Annotated in this window: 17 protein-coding genes; 12 read left to right on the top strand and 5 right to left on the bottom strand. The window is 64.4% G+C overall.

Features of this window, described 5'->3' with window-relative positions:
• Positions 1-107: 107 nt before the first annotated feature.
• The 4 genes from ACUXVA_RS03930 to ACUXVA_RS03915 form a co-directional block, all read right to left on the bottom strand.
• Complete coding sequence (locus ACUXVA_RS03930; protein ID WP_265083530.1) at positions 108-503, bottom strand: flagellar export chaperone FliS; 396 nt, start codon at positions 501-503, stop codon at positions 108-110.
• Positions 504-505: 2 nt separating this feature from the next.
• The gene (gene fliD, locus ACUXVA_RS03925) at positions 506-2,200 is read right to left on the bottom strand and encodes a flagellar filament capping protein FliD (RefSeq protein ID WP_445490922.1); all 1,695 of its coding nucleotides are present in this window, start codon (positions 2,198-2,200) and stop codon (positions 506-508) included.
• Positions 2,201-2,262: 62 nt separating this feature from the next.
• The gene (locus tag ACUXVA_RS03920; RefSeq protein WP_265081496.1) at positions 2,263-3,087 is read right to left on the bottom strand and encodes a flagellin; all 825 of its coding nucleotides are present in this window, start codon (positions 3,085-3,087) and stop codon (positions 2,263-2,265) included.
• A 145-nt stretch (positions 3,088-3,232) separates the two neighbouring features.
• Positions 3,233-3,901, bottom strand: coding sequence for an RNA polymerase sigma factor (locus ACUXVA_RS03915; RefSeq protein WP_445490920.1), 669 nt, complete (start codon positions 3,899-3,901; stop codon positions 3,233-3,235).
• Positions 3,902-4,420: 519 nt separating this feature from the next.
• On the opposite strand from ACUXVA_RS03915, the gene ACUXVA_RS03910 reads away from it, so the two are divergent.
• The 7 genes from ACUXVA_RS03910 (at position 4,421) to ACUXVA_RS03880 (ending at position 13,272) form a co-directional block, all read left to right on the top strand.
• Positions 4,421-6,862: a hypothetical protein gene (locus tag ACUXVA_RS03910; protein ID WP_445490918.1), complete on the top strand. Its 2,442-nt coding sequence runs from the start codon at positions 4,421-4,423 to the stop codon at positions 6,860-6,862.
• Between the two features lie 149 nt (positions 6,863-7,011).
• The gene (locus tag ACUXVA_RS03905) at positions 7,012-8,451 is read left to right on the top strand and encodes a hypothetical protein (RefSeq protein ID WP_265081498.1); all 1,440 of its coding nucleotides are present in this window, start codon (positions 7,012-7,014) and stop codon (positions 8,449-8,451) included.
• Between the two features lie 265 nt (positions 8,452-8,716).
• Positions 8,717-9,196, top strand: a complete 480-nt coding sequence (locus ACUXVA_RS03900) for a hypothetical protein (RefSeq protein WP_445490916.1) — start codon at positions 8,717-8,719, stop codon at positions 9,194-9,196.
• 379 nt (positions 9,197-9,575) lie between these two features.
• On the top strand, positions 9,576-11,036 hold the full coding sequence (locus ACUXVA_RS03895) for a TolC family protein (RefSeq protein WP_265081501.1): 1,461 nt from the start codon (positions 9,576-9,578) through the stop codon (positions 11,034-11,036).
• 13 nt (positions 11,037-11,049) lie between these two features.
• Positions 11,050-12,426: a multicopper oxidase family protein gene (locus ACUXVA_RS03890; protein WP_265081502.1), complete on the top strand. Its 1,377-nt coding sequence runs from the start codon at positions 11,050-11,052 to the stop codon at positions 12,424-12,426.
• Between the two features lie 81 nt (positions 12,427-12,507).
• Positions 12,508-12,942 carry a cupredoxin domain-containing protein gene (locus ACUXVA_RS03885; protein WP_413776490.1) on the top strand — a complete coding sequence of 145 codons (435 nt, stop codon included), beginning with the start codon at positions 12,508-12,510 and terminating at the stop codon, positions 12,940-12,942.
• 27 nt (positions 12,943-12,969) lie between these two features.
• A complete protein-coding gene (locus ACUXVA_RS03880) occupies positions 12,970-13,272 on the top strand; it encodes a copper-binding protein (protein ID WP_265081503.1) in 303 nt (100 codons plus the stop codon).
• Between the two features lie 117 nt (positions 13,273-13,389).
• On the opposite strand, the gene ACUXVA_RS03875 is transcribed toward ACUXVA_RS03880, so the two are convergent.
• On the bottom strand, positions 13,390-15,870 hold the full coding sequence (locus ACUXVA_RS03875; RefSeq protein WP_265081504.1) for a heavy metal translocating P-type ATPase: 2,481 nt from the start codon (positions 15,868-15,870) through the stop codon (positions 13,390-13,392).
• 54 nt (positions 15,871-15,924) lie between these two features.
• Between ACUXVA_RS03875 and ACUXVA_RS03870 the strand changes: the two genes are divergently transcribed.
• The 5 genes from ACUXVA_RS03870 to ACUXVA_RS03850 all read left to right on the top strand — a co-directional run bounded on the left by ACUXVA_RS03870 (position 15,925) and on the right by ACUXVA_RS03850 (position 20,727).
• Positions 15,925-16,200, top strand: coding sequence for a metal-sensitive transcriptional regulator (locus ACUXVA_RS03870; protein ID WP_265081505.1), 276 nt, complete (start codon positions 15,925-15,927; stop codon positions 16,198-16,200).
• 165 nt (positions 16,201-16,365) lie between these two features.
• Positions 16,366-18,210 (top strand): dihydroxy-acid dehydratase, encoded by a 1,845-nt coding sequence (gene ilvD / locus ACUXVA_RS03865; protein WP_445490912.1) that lies wholly within the window; start codon positions 16,366-16,368, stop codon positions 18,208-18,210.
• Positions 18,211-18,446: 236 nt separating this feature from the next.
• A complete protein-coding gene (locus tag ACUXVA_RS03860) occupies positions 18,447-19,139 on the top strand; it encodes a GntR family transcriptional regulator (RefSeq protein WP_445490910.1) in 693 nt (230 codons plus the stop codon).
• Positions 19,140-19,271: 132 nt separating this feature from the next.
• A complete protein-coding gene (locus ACUXVA_RS03855) occupies positions 19,272-20,024 on the top strand; it encodes an ABC transporter ATP-binding protein (RefSeq protein WP_265081507.1) in 753 nt (250 codons plus the stop codon).
• The gene (locus ACUXVA_RS03850; RefSeq protein ID WP_265081508.1) at positions 20,017-20,727 is read left to right on the top strand and encodes an ABC transporter ATP-binding protein; all 711 of its coding nucleotides are present in this window, start codon (positions 20,017-20,019) and stop codon (positions 20,725-20,727) included. The genes ACUXVA_RS03855 and ACUXVA_RS03850 overlap by 8 nt, the downstream gene beginning before the upstream one ends.
• Positions 20,728-20,739 lie beyond the last annotated feature (12 nt).

The raw sequence follows: 20,739 nt of genomic DNA, 5'->3' as shown, positions 1-20,739 counted from the left end.
ACGGCTCGGGGATAGGCAACACCGGCGGGGTATTTTCAACCGTGAAAAGCCGGGTAACTGCGGGAAATGCGGCCGGTATCGGCGTCCCGGACGGGCCGGTGCGGTCGTCAGCTCGCCTTGGCGGGCTGCAGAGCCACGAAAATCCAGGCATCGCGCATTTCCTTCAGGCTGGCGATGATGCGCCGATAGGCGTGCGCCGAGTTCGGCCGGCCATACGACCGCAGGCAGGCCATGATCAGCGCATGATAGGTCGTGTGCAGGCCCTCAGCCACCTCGCCGCCCTTTTCAAAGTTCAGGTTATGGCTCAGACCGCGCAGGATCGCGGTGGCGCGGATCATGTGATTGTGGCTGTCCTCGAACTGCCCGTCCTCTCCGGCCTTGATCGACTTGTTGAGGAAGCCGATGGCGCCATCGATCATCATGATCACCGCGCGCAGCGGCGAGACTGCCGTCGAGGCGCTGCGATAGGCCTGCGCGGCATGGAAATTCGGCTGATGTTGCATCATTAGTTGCTACTCGAATTGAGGAGGGCGGAAAGGTAGTCCAGCGTCGAATTTGCCGTCGAGATGGCGGACTGGTATTTTGAGTATTGCGCGGTCAGCATCGCCTTGTAGACCGCAGCCCGCGCGTTGATGTCGTCGATCTGCGACTGCATGCTGTCATCCTGCGACTGCAGATTGGTCACGACGTTCTGCAGCGATCCCGTGCTGGTGTTCGAGGCCGCGGTGGCCTGTGCATTGATCTGCGCAGCGATTCCGGTTGTCGAGGTCACGGTAATGGATTGCGCTGTCGATCCTGAATAGGTGAACGCCATGCCGGCATAGATCGTATTGGCCGCTCCGATGATGGTGCTGCCGCTGACGGTGAATAGTGAACTGTCGCCGCCGACGGATGCCGACGTCAGCGCTCCCGAGCTGTCGACCGCGAGGTCAAGGACGAACGACGCCGGCGGCGATGCATTGGTGTTGATCACCGCGAGGGTGCTCGACGACGTGGTGGTTTTCGACGCGAGCAGCGCAATCACGCCGCTGAGATTGTCGGCGAGGGTCGTCTGCAGCTTGCTGGCACTCAGGACGAGATCGTTGTTCTCGTCGAAGGACAGGCCGAGATCGCTCATCGACAGGCCACCGACGCTGGTATTCATCGACTGTTCGAGCTGGGTCACGATATTGCGCATGGTGCCATCGCCGAACAGCACAGAGGTCGAGTCAACCGTGCCGTCGGAGGACAGCGACTGCTGCGTGGCGACAAAGTCGCGAACGGCATTGTAGCTCTTGACGAAGGTCGTGAGTGCCGTCTCGATCGCGCTGGTGTCGGTGTCGATCGCGATATTCACGGTGGAGCCGGTTGGCGTTGTCTGCAGAAGGCTGAACGACACCCCGCTCAACACGTCGGTGATATCGTTGGTGTCGCGGGTCAGCGAAATGCCATCCAGCGTGAACTGCGCCGGCTGCGCTTTCTGCAGCACGTCGGCAAAAGCGCCGGTGCTGTCGGTGATGCCGAGGCCGTTGAGAACGTCGTTGCCGGAAATCGTGCTGGTCTGGATATTCGCATTGTCGTTGAGGGCGGTCAGCACCATCTCGTAGCTGGAGCTGGAGACCTGGATGATCGAGGCCTGCACGTTGGTCGTCGAGGATTGCGCATTGATGGAGTCGACGACGTCTTCCATCGACATGCCGCTGGTGACGGAGATGTCGGCGCTGGTCCCGCCGGCGAGGCCGATGGAGAACGAGCCGGTATAGCCGAGGTCCGCGGTCTTGTCGGAGACCGAGGTGCCGATCACCTTCTGGGCCGTGGCGAGCTGGCTGATCGTCAGGGTGTGATCGCCGGTGGCGGTGCCGTTGCTGATCGACATCGACACGGCAGAGGAGGCGCTGACGTCGCCGGTCGCGGTAATGGTCGCCGAGCGCGAGCCGTAGAGGCTCGAGGACAGCGAGTTGACGATCGATTTCGACATCGCCGTGGTGTCGGTGGTCAGCGTCGCGAGCAGCGTCTGCAGACTCTGATAGGCGGAGATCTTGGCCTTGTTGGCCGTGATCTTGGTATCGATGGTCGTGGCCGCCGCGGTCTTGGTGGCGACCTGCGCGGTGATCAGCGCATCCCAGTCGACGCTTGTCGTTGTCTTGGTGCCCGACGTCGTCGTGGTCGTGGCCGCGGCCGCGATCGTGGAACCTGAACTCGAACTGCTCACCGTCGCCATGACAAGGCACTCGCTTTCGAAAAAGGGTGAGCCGGCCTGTCGGCCGGCTCACGGGGCCGTCGTTAGCCAAGCAGCTTGAGCAGATACTGCGGCATCTGGTTGGCGGCGGATTCCGCCGACACGGCCGCCTGGACCTTGACCTGGGCGGTCGACAGCTTGGCCTGCTCGGAGGCGATGTCGACGTCGGTGATCGCCGAATTGGCCGATTGCAGGTTCTGCGTCTGGGTCGAGATCGATGTCGCGCTGAAGTTGAAACGCGATTCCTGGGCGCCGATGCTGGCGCGCGCGGCCGAGACCTTGTCGATCGCGGTGTCCAGCGTGGTCAGCGCCGAGGTCGCGCCGCTTTGCGAGGATATATCGAGCGAGGCGACGCCGAGCGTGCTGGACTTCAGGCTGGTCAGCGTGACGGTGATGGTGTCGGCGGCGTTCGAACCGACGAGAACCGACGCGCCCGAGGCGAAGGTGCTGCTGCCGTCGAGCAGGCTCTGGCCGCTATAGCGGGTGCCGGTCGCGATGCTGTCGATCTGGCTCGACAGCGCGGTGAATTCCGAATTCAGATAGGCGCGGCTGCTGTCGGTCACGGTGGCGGACGACGATTCCGAAGCCAGCGACTTCATGCGCGACAGGATGTCGCTGATGTTGGAGGCGCCGCCGTCGGCAACCTGAAGGATCGAGGTGGCCTGCGAGGCGTTGGTCGCGGCCTGCTGCAGCGTGGTGACGTCGGACGAGATGCGGGTCGAGATCGCGAGGCCGGCGGCATCGTCGGAGGCGGAAGTAATCTTCGAGCCGCTCGACAACTTGGCCAGCGAACTCGACATCTGCGCGGAGTTCGTATTCAGGTAGCGGACTGCAGAGTTCGCTGCGGTGTTGGTTGAGATAACGGGCATTGACGTGCTCCTGTTGGATTGCTCGGCGGCGGGTGCTGTCAGAAGGGGGATCTAAATCCCAGACGCAGGCCAGCCCCCGTCCACTCCCTAAACGGAGCGACAGAGACAATTCAGGCGGGCTATATCTGCGGCGGAAGATTTATGGTTAGCAATCGCTTAACGAGTTGAGGATGTCCGGTTGATGCCGGCGCAGCATCTCGCGCAGCTGCTGGCGGCCGCGCTTGAGGAGCGACTCCACTGCGGCGACCGTGGAGCTCATGACTTCGGCGATCTCGCCGTTGCTCATGTTCTCGTGGTAGGATAGGATCACCGCAACGCGCTGCTGCTCGGGCAGGCGCTGCATCGCGCTTTCCAGCAGCTTCGTCACTTCGTTGCGCTCCATCGTGCTGATGGCGTCGGGCTGCGCATCCACCGGCTCCGGAACGGCGTCGACATTGTCGGTGCGCGGGCGGCGGTGCAGATCGATGCAGCGGTTGGTGACCACGCGATAGAGCCACGTCGAGAACTTGGCGCGGCCGTGCTCCCATCGTCCGCGATGCGTCCACACCTTCAGCATGGTGTCCTGCACCACGTCCTCGGCGTCGGCGCGGCTGCCGAGCAGGCGCAGCGCGATGCCGAAGGCGCGATCGATATGGCGTTCGACCAACTGGCGAAATGCAGACTCATCATGCGCGGCAAGGCGGTTCAGCAATTCTTCGTCTTCGTCGTGCACTGGCAGGCCCAGCGAGGTGCGATCCGGCGGTTCGGCCTGCGGCTGCGTCATCGCCGCCGGCAAGATCTCGATTGCTGCCTGAATATCGAGCGCGAATGCCATGCTCTTCTCCCAACCCTATGCCGACAGACGCTGAGTCTGGGCGCCTTCGGAGAGTTGAACGGCCACTCCGAAAAATTCGGGCGGGCAATTTTGATTTATTTTACAAAGAGTTAGTCGGAAAATTCTGCCCGCCTCCCGGCAAATTCTGCCGCCGCGGCGCGGGCCGCAGTGTGGTCGTGACCGGCTGCAAATCGAAGAAGTCATCGGCATGTCTCAAAGGAACAAGTAGCTGCGGCACAGTGACGAACGAATGCCAGCGGACGGACGCAAGCCAAACATGGAATGGCGCAAACAGCGTCGAGCTGCGCTCTCCCGTGAGTCGATTTCGATTTCCGCGGCGTGATCGAAGGTGGATGGTTGAACCAACGCTAGGAAATTTTGCCGAATCATGTTCCAAAAAAATAGCGCACTTTTCCTGTGGATGAAAATGAAACGCACTATCTTCGATATGAATTGTAGTTCTTGCGCCTGATTTCGCGCGCGTTCGCGTTTATCAAACACAACGCGAAAGGTTCAGTGATGAACGTTCACACTACGGCCATGTTGAGAGACGTGCAGACACCGACAGTAACAAACTCCGTCTCGTTCGACATCTTCGATACATTCCTGGTGCGCGCCTGCACGAACCCCGAAGGCGTCTATGAGCGCGCGTTTCAGCTGTCTCCGGCCTTCGCATTGTTTCCCGATGCGTCTGTCTCCTATGTCGAGCATCGCCGCCAGGCCGAGGCGCGAGCGCGCAAGGAAGCCCTTCAGCGCCGCGGCTCGCCGGAGGTAGGGATCGCCGACGTCTATCGGTTTTTTCCGTTCAGGCTGTTTCGACTGACGCGCGCCGCGCTGCCGGAACTGGTCGCGGCCGAGTTCGCCGCCGAACTGAACTTGTGCCGCGCCAATCCCTACGTGCTGGCGAAGTATCAGGAGATGCGCGCCACCGGCGTGCGCACCGGCTTCATCTCGGACACCTACTGGAGTGTGTCGCAGCTCGGCGAGCTGCTGCAGAACGCGTGCCCCGGGCTGGTCTGGGATTTTCTCTATGCATCCGGCGAGAGCGGCACCAACAAGGGCGATGGTCTGTTTCCCGTCTATCTGGCCGAGCAAGGCGTGACACCGGATTGCGCGGTGCACCTAGGCGACAACCTCCACGCCGATATCGACGGCGCAAAACGGCACGGCATCGCCGCGCTGCATCTGCCGCAGGCCAGCGCTGCGCTGATGTCGGTGTTTAACCGCGAAGCGCAGGTTGCAAGGCTGCTGTGCCGGGCCGGCGCGTCCACACTCGATGGTGGCGCGCGCACGCTGCGGCGCCTGGTAGCGTCGCGCGTGCCGCCGCGATCCGGCGCCTTCGATCTCGGCGTCACGGTGCTGGGTCCGGCGATGCACGCCTTCGATGCCTTCATCGCCGACCGCGTCGCCGCGATCGACGCCGGCAGCGGCAAGACCTGCGTGGCGTTTCTCGGCCGCGACGGATTTCTGTCGCACCAGGTCTGGCACGCGGCCCGCACTGAGCCCGCCGTCTATCTGGAGATCAATCGCCGCGTCGGCATGATGGCCTCGGCGGACACGCTGGCGCCGCTGGTCGAGCTGATCGACAAGCTGCCGGCCATAGACGGCGCGACCTTTGCAGCCATCGCCAAGTGTCTGCCGCACGGCGTGGTCGCGTTCCTGGCGCGTTGTCCCGACGGCATCGCCGCCGGGCGCAAGTTGGCCGCCGCGCTGCCGGATCTGCTCGACGAAAGCGAGATCACGACGCTCGCCGCGGGTCTGCGGTCGGAACTGATGGGCTATCTGCGCACGCAACTGCCCGATCTCGACCGCTGCACCGATCTGGTGCTGGTCGACCTCGGCTATTCCGGCAGCATCCAGAAATCGCTCCGCCGGATTTTCGACATCGAGGGCGTCACCGCGCGGCTGCACGGCCTGTATCTGCTGACGCTGGACGATGGCTTCGTCGAATGCAGCGACGACGACAGCTATGAAGGCATAATCTCGGACCTCGTCGTGACGCCGCACGTCAAGCGCATGCTGTTGCGCAACGTGGCACTGCTCGAACAGTTGTGCTGCGCGCCCACCGGCTCTGTGCTGGGCTATCGCGACGGTGCGGTGCTGCACGAGCCGCATCTGCAGTCGGACCACCAGCTGGCGCTCGCCGGCGATGCCCAGGCCGGTACGCTGGAATACGTTGCCATGGCGTGTGCGCTGGCGCCGGAGCTGGGCATGGCGCCTCACGGCAATCTCGATGTTGCCGCCGGCACCGTTGCCGCCACGCTCGGACGGCTGCTGCTGCTTCCCACCGACAGCGACTTGCAACTGCTAGGCACGCTCCGGCACGACGTCAATCTCGGCACCACCAATCTGGCGCCGCTCATCGACGACAGCGTGCTGGCCGCCTTCCAGGTCACGCAGTCGCTGCCGGACGCCTGTATCGCGCGCGATCCGCCGATGTGGCTTGCGGGCTCGTTCGCGGCGATCTCGCCGGCGCAGGGCTTCCTCAATCTGCTGTTCGGCAGCAATGCGCTGCCGGCGGACATCTTCGGCGACGTCAAGTGCGGCGAGATCGACGTCTCCCTCGTGAGCGCAACGGGAATCGCCGGCACGGTGAAGGTCGGTTGCTACCGCACCGGATTTGGCGATATGCGGATTCGCATTCCCCTGTCGCGCAGCATGGCGATTCGCACGGTGACGGTGACGGTGCCGGTCGCACGGTTGGCCAAGGAGGCGGTGATCGACGGCCCGTTCCTGCAGTCGGGCGAAAGCGTCAGGCAGGCGCTGCGCGACAGCCGCATCGTGCTGCTCGCGCCACCGCAGGTCAGGCGCAGCGGCATGACGGGGAGCAACCGCTACTACAGCGCCGATGCCGCCGATGCCGCGCTGGTCATCGAGCTGCTGGCGCCGACCGCAGCCGTAACGGTGCTCAGCATCGGGCTGACGCCGCTTGGCGGCGGGCGAATTCTCGCGATGGACTAGAGGTTGATGCATCGGCGGATCTTGTCCGGAACGCAGTGCACTGTGTCCGGGACACGATTCCATTCGGCTGAATCGTGCTCCAAGCCCTCCGCCTGATTCCGCGCGTCGATCCGTATCAGACAGACACACTTACACAGGTCGGCCATCCCATGAGCTCCGTGCTTGAACAAATCATCTCGCAATCCGGGACCAGCGCCTTGCGGCTCGGTGCCGCGCAGCTCAGCCGGCTGCAGCAGTTGACGCGCGACAGCATGGAGCTGGTGCTGTGGGACGGCGTCAGCGACGTCGCGATGCCCGCCGCACTGGTGGTGGTGCTGGAGCCCGCAAGTGCGCCGCGACTCGAGACGCTGATCGGCTCGCTGCACGAGAATACGCTTGTCGTTCTACCCTACAGCGAGAACCCGGCCTTCGACACGTTGAAGACGCGGCTGCATCCTTATGGCTCGATCGGGGCGCAGGGTTCGGCGGCCCCGCATCATCTGTGGTGGGGCGGCGTGAAGCCGCTGACCCCGCGCACCGGAATGTATCGCAAGCAGGACACACTCTATGTATCGAGCTTCGCGCAAGGCAGCCCGGCGGAGTCTTGTGCGGAGGAACTGGTCGGCGACCTGGCGCGGCTCGGCCTCGAATACGCCGTCGAATCCGACCTGCCGGATATCGACAGCCTGGCCGTGAACGCGCCGAAGATCGACTTCATCGTCCGTCAATTGGACAGCGGCGATCGGCCGGTGTTCTGGCTCGACCCGCGCGCCCGCGCGCAGGACCTGCCGCTGCTGCCGCAATCGCTGGGGTGCGATTTCGCCGTGCACCGGCGGCCGTCGGGCGAGATGGACACCGGCGCGCTGTTCTTCAACCAGACCGAACCGGCGCGCGCGCTGCTCGACATGTGGCAGCGCCTCGCGCGCGGCCATCCGAACCTGCCGGAATCCTTCCTGCTCGACCAGGCATGGACGCTGGCGGCATCGCAGCGCCAGATCGAGACCGCGTGGCTGCCGGCTTCCTACTGGCAGGCCGACGATATCAAGGCGCGCGACCGCAGCACCGTCATTCGCGCCGATGCCGTGTGCGACGCGCCGGACCCCTTGCAGCCGTCCGCGGCGCTGTTGCAGGCGGCACGCCGCTTCGATCGGCACCAGGCACCCGAGGCGCATTTGATCATGAAGGGACCGGCCGACGGCCGCGGCCCGATCACGGTGGTGATCCGCGATGTGCTAGCCGCCAGCGCCGGTGATGTCAGCGGCGCCGTCGAAGCCGTCGCCGGCGCTTTCGCCGCCGATCCCGGTGGCTTCTCGCAGCTCGAAGTGGTGCTGTGCGCGTGGGACGACGAGGTCGACCATGTGATGCAGGTCGAGGATTATTCCTGGGTGCTGATGACCGATGCGTCGGAGCGGCTGCAGGCACATTCGTTCCGTGCGCTGTCGGAGTCCGACGAGGTGGTGGTTCGCCTGCAGCCGTCGCAGACCCCGTTCGCCGATATGGGCGCGCATGCGAAGCCGGTGTTCGAACTGGTCGATGCGCAACTCGGCGCCCGCCTCAAGCGTAGCGGTCGCTATGGATCGGCGTTCCTGAGGCGGCCCGTGTTTGTCTGATCGACGATTCACTTTTGTAGGTCGACCAGGCCGCCGGTGTTACACGGTAGTGGTCCACGCCAGGCTCATCTGCGTTAGCTCGCGCATCGCGCGGCATGCGTTCGCTTGCGGGAGCAAGGCCGAGCAGCGCCAGAAGTTCGCCGAACTGACGGCCCTGCTTGAAAGGGCCGAAAGATGACCGGCGGACACAAGCGGCTTGGCGGACGGAGATTTCACGGATAAATTGCCTGGATCGACTCCAGCGATCTAAGGCAACCGACTCGAAATGCTCGTCAAGCTCACCAGGAACCGGCGGATGAAGGTAGGGTGGATCGTCGCCCTCGTTTATCTGCTGTGCGTCATGGCGCCGGCGCTTTCCTATGCCCTGCCGGGCGACCATGCTGTTCCCTGCATGAGCATGGGAAGTTTGATGTCTGGCGCGATACCGATGCATGACGAAGCCGCTCAGCCGATGCATGCCCGTCTCGACGGACAGGTGCACGATCATTCGGCGCATGCGATGGCGATGTCCGGCGACGAGCCATCAACGATGTCGTCGGCAATGGATGACGACGAAGCTCCTGCGCAAAAGGGCCCGCACGCCACCGGCGGCAAATGCTGCGCGCTGATGTGCGTCTCAGCGATGCCTGCCTCGTTGTACGATATCGCTATGCCTCCATTGTCGACCGAGGTCCGTATCGTGGCAACTTACCGCGCAGCGGCGGACAACGCCCCCGCCATGCACTACCGCCCCCCCATCGCCTGATCTGATCGCTTCGACGCGGTGCGACGCCTCATCGGGGCGGGTGTGCCTGTGGTCCATCGACATCTCAGGAAGACAACATGTTTGCGCAGTTTGGGGCGAAGATCGCCGCCGTTGGTTCGGTGGCCGTAACTCTATACGACTCACGACTGGCGGTGTTTGCCGCCTTGTCCGCGGTCGCCCTCACGTTGGGGGGCTGCCTGCCAGCGGCGGCGCCGTTGGCGGGGGCCGATCCGGCCGACCCTTCCGCGAGGGTGGCGGGCACCGCCTACCGCTCGACCGTCGCTCCCTACATCAGCCTCCGTCCGGTCGCTCCATCAGCGTGGAGGGAGCGGAACGACCGTGTCGCTCCCGCAGCCAAGACAGACCGGTAGGAGCGGACATGTCCAACGCGCATCACATCTGCCAACACCGTTCCGCCCGCCGCGGCTCCCGGCCGGCAGCGGTCCTGCTCTCGGCGCTCTTGCTGTCCGGATGCGCCAGCTTCTCGCCGGATGCCGGCATGGGCGTCGTCGCCAGTATCGCCGGCGAGACCATCGGGAAGGACGTCATTTCGATCCGGACCCAGGACGACGCGTTGCGCGCCGACAGCGCCGTCAAGGACTTGTTGCGCCGGACGCTCACCGTGGACGCCGCGGTGCAGGTGGCGCTGTTGAGCAATCGGGGTCTGCAGGCCGCCTACAACGAACTGGCGCTGGCCGAGACGGATCTCGTCGGGGAGAGCCTGCCGCCCAACCCGACCTTCTCGATCTCGCGGATCTCCGGCAACGGCGCGCTGGAGATCGAGCGGCAGGTGGTCGGCGATATTCTCGCGCTTGCGACGCTGCCGTTCCGCTCGGAGATCGTCCGCCAACGCTTCCAGAAGGCGCAACTGCGCGCGGCCGAAGAGACGCTGCGCCTGGCCGCCGACGTCCGCCGCGCCTATTGCAGGACGGTGGCCGCCAACGAACTCGTCGGCCTGCTCGCCGACGCCCGGTCGACCGCCGAATCCACCGCCCAGCTCGCACAGAAGCTTGGCGAGACGGGATCGCTCAACAGACTGGATCAGGCCCGCGAGCAGGTGTTCTACGCGGAAACCACGGCGGACCTGGCGACGCTGCGCCAGGAGGCGACGAGTTCGCGCGAGCGGCTGATCCGCCTGCTCGGTCTGTGGGATGGCGACACCGGCATCAAGCTGCCGCAGCGGCTGCCCGCTTTGCCGCGCCGGCCGCTGGCGCTGCAAGGTGTCGAGGCCGACGCCGTCACCCACCGCATCGACCTGCAGATCGCCCGGATCGAATTGGCTGCGCTCGCCAGGTCGCTCGATCTCACGCAGGCCAGCCGCTTCGTGACCGTGCTCGATGTCGCGGGCATCGATCGCAAGACCAGCGATCCCGAAGGCGCGCCGTTCCGCGAGCGGGGCTTCGACATCCAGTTCCAGATTCCGATCTACGACGGCGGCGAGGTTCGCGTCCGCCAGGCCGCCGAGACCTACAATCAATCGTTCAATCTGCTCACGGAGAAGGCGATCAACGTCCGCTCCGAGGCGCGCGACGCGTTCCGCGTCTACCGCTCGACCTACGACATCGCCAGCCACTACCAGCGCGAAGTGCTGCCGTTGCGCAAGATCATCTCCGACGAGATGCAGCTTCGCTTCAGCAGCATGCAGGTCGACGTGTTCGCGCTTCTGACGGAGGCGCGGCAACGCATCGCGGCGTTGCGCGCGGCCATCGAGGCCAGGCGCAACTTTTGGCTCGCGCAGTCCGAACTGCAGACCGCGGTCAACGGCGGCGGTCGCGGCGAATCCCAATCCGAAACCAGATTGACCGCGACCGCGCAGGCGTCCGGCGTCGGAGCGCATTGAAATGGAGAATCCCATGTTGTCGCGCAGAAATTTCCTCGGCACTGCCACGGCGCTCGCCAGTGCCGCCGCTGTCACCGGCCGCGCCCAGGCGGCGGCTATCCCCGAAGCACCGACGATGGAGAAGGTCACGATGCAGCCGCCGCTGCATCCCACAAGCGGCCCCGACTACAATCCCGTGGTCACGCTGAACGGCTGGACGCTGCCTTGGCGCATGAACGGCGACTGGAAGGAATTCCATCTGGTGGCCGAGCCGGTCGAGCGCGAGTTCGCGGAGGGCATGACGGCGCATCTGTGGGGCTACAACGGCCAGTCTCCGGGGCCGACGATCGAAACGGTCGAAGGCGACAAGGTCCGTATCTTCGTCACCAACAAGCTGCCCGAACACACCACGGTGCACTGGCACGGCGTCATCCTGCCGAGCGGCATGGACGGCGTCGGCGGCCTCAGCCAGCCGCATATCCTGCCCGGCAAGACCTTCGTCTATGAATTCGAGATGAAGCACAGCGGTTCGTTCATGTATCATCCGCATTCGGACGAGATGGTCCAGATGGCCATGGGTATGATGGGCATGATCGTCGTGCACCCGCGCGAGAGGTCATTCCGCCCCGTCGACCGCGACTTCGTCTTCATCATGAGCAGCTATCGCTTCGACCCCGGCACCTACCTGCCGAAGGTCAACGAGATGACCGACTTCAACATGTGGGCGTGGAACAGCCGGGTGTTCCCGGGCATCGATCCGCTGGCCGTGCGCCTCGGCGACCGGGTCCGCGTCCGGGTCGGCAACCTGACCATGACCAACCACCCGATCCATCTGCACGGCCACAGCTTTGCGGTCAGTTGCACCGACGGCGGCTGGGTGCCCGAGAGCGCGCAGTGGCCGGAAGTGACGACGGACATCCCGGTCGGCTCGATCCGCGCCTTCGACTTCACCGCCGACAATCCCGGCGATTGGGCGTTCCACTGCCACAAGTCGCATCACACCATGAACTCGATGGGACACGATGTCCGCAATCTCATCGGCGTCAACAAAAGGGATCTGGCGAAGGTGCTGGGCAAGCTCGCTCCCGACGCGATGGTGATGGGAACGACGGGCGGCGCCATGGGCGACATGGAGATGCCGATGCCCGACAACACGCTGCCGATGATGACGGGCTCCGGGCAGTTCGGACCGATCGAGATGGGCGGCATGTTCACCGTCATGAAGATCCGCGAGGGCCTCGCGCGCGACGACTACAGCGACCCCGGTCCGTACAAGCACCCACCCGGCACCGTCGCATACGAGGTGGAGGCGCCGTCGGGCGAAGCACCGCGACCGGCCGAGCTCAAGGGTGGGACCACGAAAGCCAAGGGATCCAAGCCCGGAGAGATGAAGGGCATGAAACACATGTAGCGCGATGACACCATTCAGCGGCCCAAACCCATCGAAGAGAGAAATCGCATGAACGTCAATCGAAACCGCAGGCTCGCATGGATGGTCATGCCTGCCTTCACGTTTGTCGGGGCCATGCCGGCCTTCGCTCACGAAAGGCATGGCGGCTATTCAGCAGGCGAGCCCGGCAATCCAGGAAAGCCGGCAAGGGAAATCGTCGTCACCCTGAACGAAATGGACTATTCGCCCGCGGTCATCCAGGTGAAACGCGGCGAGCAGATCCGTTTCGTGCTGCGCAACGTCGGCACGGAAGCCCACGAGTTCCTGCTGGCGACAACCGCCGAAAATCTGAAGCACGGGGAAGCGATGAAGAAAAACCCGGACATGGAGCACGATGAGCCGAACGGCCTGCGGCTCGCGCCGAAAAAATCCGGCGAGATCCTCTGGAAATTCTCGAAGGCCGGCACGTTCGAATATTCGTGCCTGATCCCGACGCACCGGGAGTCCGGAATGATCGGCACCGTCGTTGTCAAGTAGTTCAACTCGATCCCGAAAGGAAAGAAAATGCTCAATATCAAACGCGGAGTAACCGTTCTCGCTTTCGCGCTGCTGGCTGCGTCCGCCGCATTCGCACAGGACGCGATGGTCAAGGGCGAAGTGAAAAAGATCGATCTGGCGGCCGGCAAGATCACGCTGAAACATGGCCCGATCAAGAGCCTCGATATGGACGACGAGACCATGACGATGGTGTTTCGCGTGCAGGATCCGGCCATGCTGAAGCCGTTAAAAGCTGGCGACAGGGTGCAGTTCGAAGCAGAACGGACCGCGGCCGGGATTACCGTCACAAAAATACAGAAGGCCAAGTGAGCGATCTCCGGCGGCGATGCTAATCGCCGCCGGAGAAACCTGCCTTCGGGGCGTTGAGCGCCTACTTTGAGTCGCAGCAGGTGGCTGCGCGCATCAGCAGCTGCTTCACCCGGCTTGCTACAGCGGGGTCACGCGCAGCCGCAGGGCATTGCCGACGACGCTGACGGAGGAGAGTGCCATGGCCGCGGCGGCAATGATCGGCGACAGCAGGATACCGAAGCTTGGATAGAGGATACCTGCTGCGATCGGGATGCCGGCAGCGTTGTAGATGAAGGCGAAGAACAGATTCTGGCGGATATTGCTCATGGTCGCCTGCGACAGCCGCCGTGCGCGCACGATGCCGCCGAGATCGCCCTTCAGCAAAGTGATGCCGGCACTCTCCATGGCCACATCGGTACCGGTCCCCATGGCGATGCCGACGTCAGCGGCGGCAAGCGCCGGGGCGTCGTTGACGCCATCGCCGGCCATCGCGACGATCCGCCCGGCCTTCTGCAGCCTGGCGACGACAGCGCTCTTCTGGTCGGGAAGGACCTCCGCTTCCACATCGGCGATCCCGAGCTTCCGGGCCACGGCGCTGGCGGTGGTCCGGTTGTCTCCGGTCAGCATGATGACCTTGATGCCCTCCGCCGCCAGCGCCTTCAAGGCGTCGGGTGTCGACGGCTTCACCGGATCGGCGATGGCGAACAGTCCGGCCAGTCTGCCATCGATGGCGATGTTGATCACCGTGGCGCCTTCGCCGCGCAATTGCTCGCCCCGTTGGTCAAGCGACTGCGTTTCGATACCTTGCGATGTAAGGAAGCTGGCATTGCCGAGAAGAACCGTCTTGCCGTCGACTGTGCCGGCGGCGCCCTTGCCGGTCGGCGAGTCGAAGTCCTCGACCTTTCCCAGATCGAGATGTCGTTCCTTGGCAGCGCGCACGATAGCATCGGCGAGTGGGTGCTCGCTGGCGCGCTCGACGCTGCCCGCCAGTCGCAGAATTTCGCTCTCGTCGAATCCTGTCGCCGCAACGATCGAGACGACCTTCGGCTTGCCTTCCGTCAGAGTCCCGGTCTTGTCGACCACCAGCGTGTCGATCTTCTCCATGCGCTCCAGGGCTTCGGCATTCTTGATCAGTACGCCGGCCTGGGCACCGCGGCCGACGCCGACCATGATCGACATCGGGGTGGCGAGGCCGAGCGCGCAGGGGCAGGCGATGATCAGCACACTCACCGCGGCGACCAGGCCGAACGCCATGCGGGGCTCGGGTCCGAATGAAGCCCAGGCGCCGAAGGCGATGAGTGCCACCGCGATCACGGTCGGCACGAACCAGCCGGCGACGCGGTCGGCAAGGCGCTGGATCGGCGCGCGCGAGCGCTGCGCGTCAGCCACCATCTTGACGATCTGGGACAGCAACGTGTCGCGCCCGACCTTGTCGGCGCGCATCACAAAGCCCCCGGATTGGTTGAGCGTGCCGGCGATCACTTTGCCGCCCGTCTCCCTGGTCACCGGCATGGATTCACCGGTGATCAGCGATTCATCGAGCGCCGAGCGTCCCTCCAGGATGATGCCGTCGACAGGCACCTTCTCGCCGGGCCGGACCCGCAATTTGTCGCCGACATGCAGGCTGTCGATCTGGACCTCGTGATCGATGCCGGCGTCATCGACCAGGCGGGCGGTCTTGGGCGCAAGTTCGAGAAGCGCCTTGATGGCGCCGGAGGTTGCTTCGCGGGCGCGCAACTCGAGCATCTGGCCCAGCAGCACCAGCACGGTGATCACCGCGGCGGATTCGAAATAGACGGCGACGGCGCCGCCATGTCCGCGGAAGTTGGCCGGGAAAATGCCGGGCGCGATGGTTGCAACAAGGCTGTAGAGGTAGGCCACGCCGGTGCCGGTGGCGATCAGGGTGAACATGTTGAGGTTGCGCGTCAGCAGCGACTGCCAGCCGCGCACGAAGAACGGCCAGCCGGCCCAGATCACGACAGGCGTGGCGAAGACCAGCTGGATCCAGTTGGACAAGGTTTGATCGACCCAGCCGTGACCGCCGGCGAGGTGGCCGCCCATTTCGAGCACCACGGGCGGCACCGACAGCGCCAGTCCGATCCAGAAGCGGCGGGTCATATCGGCCAATTCGGGATTGGGCGGGGTGTCCAGGCTGGCCACCTCGGGCTCAAGTGCCATGCCGCAGATCGGGCAGCTTCCCGGGCCGACCTGGCGAATCTCCGGATGCATCGGGCAGGTGTGGATCGCCCCCTCCGGCGCCTCGACTTTCGGCCTGCGCTTGTCGAGATATTGCTGCGGTTCGGCCGCGAACTTGGTTCGGCAGCCGGCCGAGCAGAAGTGATAGGTCTCGCCGCGATAGTCAAAACGAAGCTTGCTGGTCGCCGGGTCGACGCTCATCCCGCAAACGGGATCCAGCACGGTCGTCTTGTTGTCGGAACCATGGGCACCTTGATCGTGGCCGGAATGATCGTGACCTCCGCCGCAGCACGCGGCGGCTGTGGTCGCCGTAACGGCTGGGGCCGCGGTAGTTGGCGACGGCGCGGCCTTGCCCCCGGATGAGCAGCCACAGCCGGAACTTTCTGAACCGACACCAGAATTTGCGTTCATCGCGTCGGTCATCGCATTCTCCGTCATCCGCTTGCAACCAATACCCATGGGGGGTATATAGACGTCATGCGAAACGACATCAAGACATCTTGTCAAAAACGCCTCGGCCGTATTGAGGGGCAGGTCCGCGGCCTGTCGAAAATGGTCGAGGAGGATCGCTACTGCATCGATATCGTCACGCAGATTTCTGCGGTGCGCGCGGCGCTCCGGCGCGTCGAAGAAGAAATATTGAAGGACCACGTGTCGCACTGCGTCGAACACGCGATTGCGAGTGGCGACAAGGCCGATCAGCGGGCAAAGATCTCGGAACTCATGGCCGTCATCAGTCGGGCTGATCGCTAGTTTGCACCCTGAAGCGCGTCGGCGGGTTGATGCCGATCAATGTCGGCTCTGATGTTGTCAGGGGTGCTGCATAGCGCCCCTGCGCCATGCCACTTCCAATCGACGGGCATTGCCGTCTAGAAGTCTCCTAATTCTCCGCGTTCTCCGGTTTTCAAAGGACAGCCCATGCCCGCTTATCGTTCCCGAACCACCACCCATGGCCGCAACATGGCGGGCGCCCGCGGCCTTTGGCGCGCCACCGGCATGAAGAACGAGGATTTCGGCAAGCCGATCATCGCCGTGGTCAATTCCTTCACCCAGTTCGTGCCGGGCCACGTCCATCTCAAGGACCTCGGCCAGCTGGTGGCGCGGGAGATAGAGAAGGCCGGAGGCGTCGCCAAGGAATTCAACACCATCGCGGTGGATGACGGCATTGCCATGGGCCATGACGGCATGCTGTACAGCCTTCCGTCCCGCGAAATTATCGCCGACAGCGTCGAATACATGGTCAATGCGCATTGCGCCGACGCCATGGTGTGCATCTCCAACTGCGACAAGATCACCCCGGGCATGCTGATGGCGGCGCTGCGGATCAACATTCCGGTGGTGTTCGTTTCCGGCGGCCCCATGGAATCCGGCAAGGTCACGGTCGGCGGCAAAAAACGGTCGGTCGATCTCATCGACGCCATGGTGGCGACTGCCGACGAGCGGGTCAGCGACGCCGATGTCGAGGCGATCGAGCGCTCGGCGTGTCCCACCTGCGGCTCATGCTCGGGCATGTTCACCGCCAATTCCATGAACTGCCTGACCGAGGCGCTCGGCCTGGCGCTGCCCGGCAATGGTTCGGTGCTGGCGACCCATGCCGATCGCAAGGGCCTGTTCGTCGAGGCCGGCCATCTGATCGTCGATCTCGCCCGCCGCTACTACGAGCAGGACGACGAGACGGCGCTGCCGCGCAACATTGCAAGCTTCAAGGCGTTCGAGAACGCCATGACGCTGGACATCGCCATGGGCGGCTCCACCAACACCGTGCTGCATCTGCTGGCGGCGGCCCATGAGGGCGAAATCCCGTTCACCATGCAGGACATCGACCGGCTGTCGCGCCGCGTGCCGGTGCTGTGCAAGGTGGCGCCCTCGGTGCCCGATGTGCATCTCGAAGACGTGCATCGCGCCGGCGGCGTGATGGCCATTCTCGGCGAACTCGACCGCGCCGGGCTGCTGAGCAGCGAGTTGCCGATGGTGCATAGCAAGTCGCTGGCGGATGCGCTGGAGCGCTGGGACATCCGGCGCACCAAGAGCGAGAGCGTGCGCACCTTCTTCAAGGCGGCGCCGGGCAACGTGCCGACCCAAGTCGCGTTCAGCCAGGAAAAGCGCTTCGAGGACGTTGATACCGATCGCAGCACCGGCTGCATCCGCGATTCCGCGCACGCCTTCTCGAAGGACGGCGGCCTTGCGGTGCTGTCAGGCAACCTGGCGCTGGATGGCTGCATCGTGAAAACCGCGGGCGTCGACGACAGCATCCTGAAGTTCGAGGGCCCGGCGCGGATCTTCGAGAGCCAGGATGCTGCGGTCGAAGGTATCCTCGGTGGCAAGATCGTGGCCGGCGACGTCGTGGTCATCCGCTACGAGGGGCCGCGCGGCGGTCCCGGCATGCAGGAGATGCTGTACCCGACCAGCTACATCAAATCGAAGGGGCTGGGCAAAGCCTGTGCCTTGATCACCGACGGCCGCTTCTCCGGGGGCACCTCCGGTCTGTCGATCGGACACATCTCGCCGGAAGCGGCGGAGGGCGGTTTGATTGGTCTGGTGGAAGATGGCGACCGCATCGCCATCGACATACCCGCACGCTCCATCACCCTGCTGGTGGACGACACCGTGCTGAGCGCGCGCCGCGACGCCATGCTGGCCCGCAAGGCCGAAGCCTGGAAGCCAGCCAAGAAGCGCACCCGCAAGATCACCATGGCGTTGCGCGCCTATGCCGCGATGACCACCAGCGCGGCCCGCGGCGCGGTCCGGGTGGTCAAGGACTAGCAAAAGCTGCGATGGCCGCGCGACAGCGGCCGTCGCAGTCTGGCGCGAGCATTCGATCTGGTTCACTCGCTGTCACTCGGGCCGGTCATTTCCGGCCCGAGTGCCGCATTTCCGTGACATGGGGCGATTTCCGCCCCGATCCGGCGCAGCCAGGCGCGCCGTATTGCTAAGCCCTCCGATCATTTGTTATACAATATACGGATTGACCCGGCTTTTCCGGGAATCGAGTTCCGTTCATGTCCGTTGACCAGCCTGCCGCCGAGGCCCGCAAGAGCATCCGTCACAAGACCGTGGCGGCGGCGGTGGCTGATGCGTTGCGGCAACGGATCCTGGCCGGCGAATTCGCGGCCGGGGCGCGGCTGCGCCAGGATGCGCTGGCCAGCGAATTCGGCATCAGCCGCATCCCGGTGCGCGAGGCGCTGCTGCAACTCGAGGCCAGCGGCCTGGTCAAGATCGTGCCGCATCGCGGCGCTGTGGTGTCCGGCCTGTCGCTCGAGGAGATCGAGGACATCTTCCGGCTGCGCGTGCAGCTCGAGCCGTCGCTGCTGATCCTGTCGGCGCATCACTTCACCAAGGACGACTACAAAGAGCTGCACGGCCTCAAGCAGGAATACAGCATCGCCCTTAAATCAGGGCTTGTGCAGCAATGGGGCGAGCTGAACCGGCGCTTCCACATGGGCCTGTTGCGCCACGCCGGCCGGCCGCGATCGATGGGCATTGTCGCAAGCCTGCTGCAGGATTGCGATCGCCCGACGCGGCTGCAGTTGTCGGTGTCCGGCGATGTCGCGCGCGCCGATACCGAGCACAGCCAGATCCTCGACCTGTGCGAAGCCGGCGAGATCGTCTCCGCGGCCAACCTGTTGCGCAGCCATATCGAGCACGCCGGCCACTCGCTGATCGAGATCTATCGCAAGTCGCTGGCCGCCTGAATCCGTTGCGACGGTGTTGCGGCAAACCGGTGCTGAAATTCGGGCAGCTTGCACCAAGTTGTGGCAGGGCGCGCAATTGACTCGTCACATATTATATACAATATACGACGACCAGGGAGCGAGGGGCGGCATTTGTCGGAGTTTGCTTTACAGACGTCGGGACTGACCAAGACGTTTGGCGGCTTCACGGCCGTCCGCAACGTCGACCTCAACGTCCGCCGCCACAGCATCCACGCCCTGATCGGCCCCAACGGCGCGGGCAAGACCACCTTTTTCAATCTGCTGACCAAATTCCACAAGCCGACCGCCGGCTCGATCCTGTTCGAGGGCGTCGACATCACCGCCGAATCCCCGGCCGCCACGGCGCGCCGCGGGCTGGTCCGTTCGTTTCAGATCTCGGCGACGTTTCCGCATCTGACGGTGAAGGATAACGTCCGGGTCGCGCTCCAGCGCAAGCTCGGCACGCAATACCACTTCTGGAAATCATCGCGCTCGCTCGATGAACTCGACGCCGGCGCCATGGCGCTGCTCGCCGACGTCGGCCTCGCCGACGCCGCGGCGAGCAATGCCGCCGACCTGTCCTACGGCCGCAAGCGCACCCTGGAAATCGCCACTACTCTGGCGCTCGACCCGCCGTTCCTGCTGCTCGACGAACCGACCCAGGGCATGGCCATCGACGACGTCGACCGCATCAAGCGGCTGATCAAGCGCATTTCCGCCGGCCGCACCATTCTGATGGTCGAGCACAACATGTCCGTGGTTGCCGACATCAGCGACACCATCACCGTCCTGCAGCGCGGCGAGATCCTAGCCGAAGGACCTTACGCGCAGGTCTCCAACGATCCCGCCGTGAAGGCCGCCTATCTCGGAGGCGGACATGCGTGACACGCCAGTCGTTCTGGAAACCCGCGGCCTGCAGGCCTGGTACGGCGAATCCCATGTGCTGCACGGCATCGACATCAAGGTCCATGAAGGCGAGTGCGTCACGCTGCTCGGCCGCAACGGCGCCGGCCGCACCACCACGCTGAAGGCCATCCTCGGCCTTACCGACCGGCGCGCCGGCTCGGTGCTGGTGAACGGCACCGAGGCCATCCGCCTGCCGCCGCATCGCGTTGGGCGGCTCGGGCTCGGCTACTGCCCGGAAGAGCGCGGCATCTACAAGACCCTGACCACCCATGAAAACCTCACGCTGCTGCCGCGGCTCGGTCCCGGCGGCCTGCCACTCGCCGACGTGCTGACGATGTTTCCCAATCTGGCGGAGCGCGCGGATAGCTACGGCGGCAGCCTGTCCGGCGGCGAACAGCAGATGCTGGCCATGGGCCGCATCCTGACCACCGGTGCGCGCATCCTGCTGCTCGATGAAATCACCGAGGGCCTCGCGCCGGTCATCGTCGAGGCGCTCGGACGCGCGATCGCGCTGCTGAAGAGCCAGGGGTTCACGATTTTGCTGGTCGAGCAGAACTTCCATTTCGCGCGCCACCTTGCCGACCGCCACTACGTGGTGGAGCACGGCCAGATCGCTGCCGAAATCGCGGCCGACGAGGTCGATGCCCGCGAGGATCAGGTCAACAGGCTACTCGGGGTCTAATCATGAAACAGG

The organism is Rhodopseudomonas sp. RCAM05734, assembly GCF_052658035.1.
The sequence above is the reverse complement of the archived record's forward strand: the minus strand, read 5'-3'. Positions and strand labels throughout refer to the sequence as shown.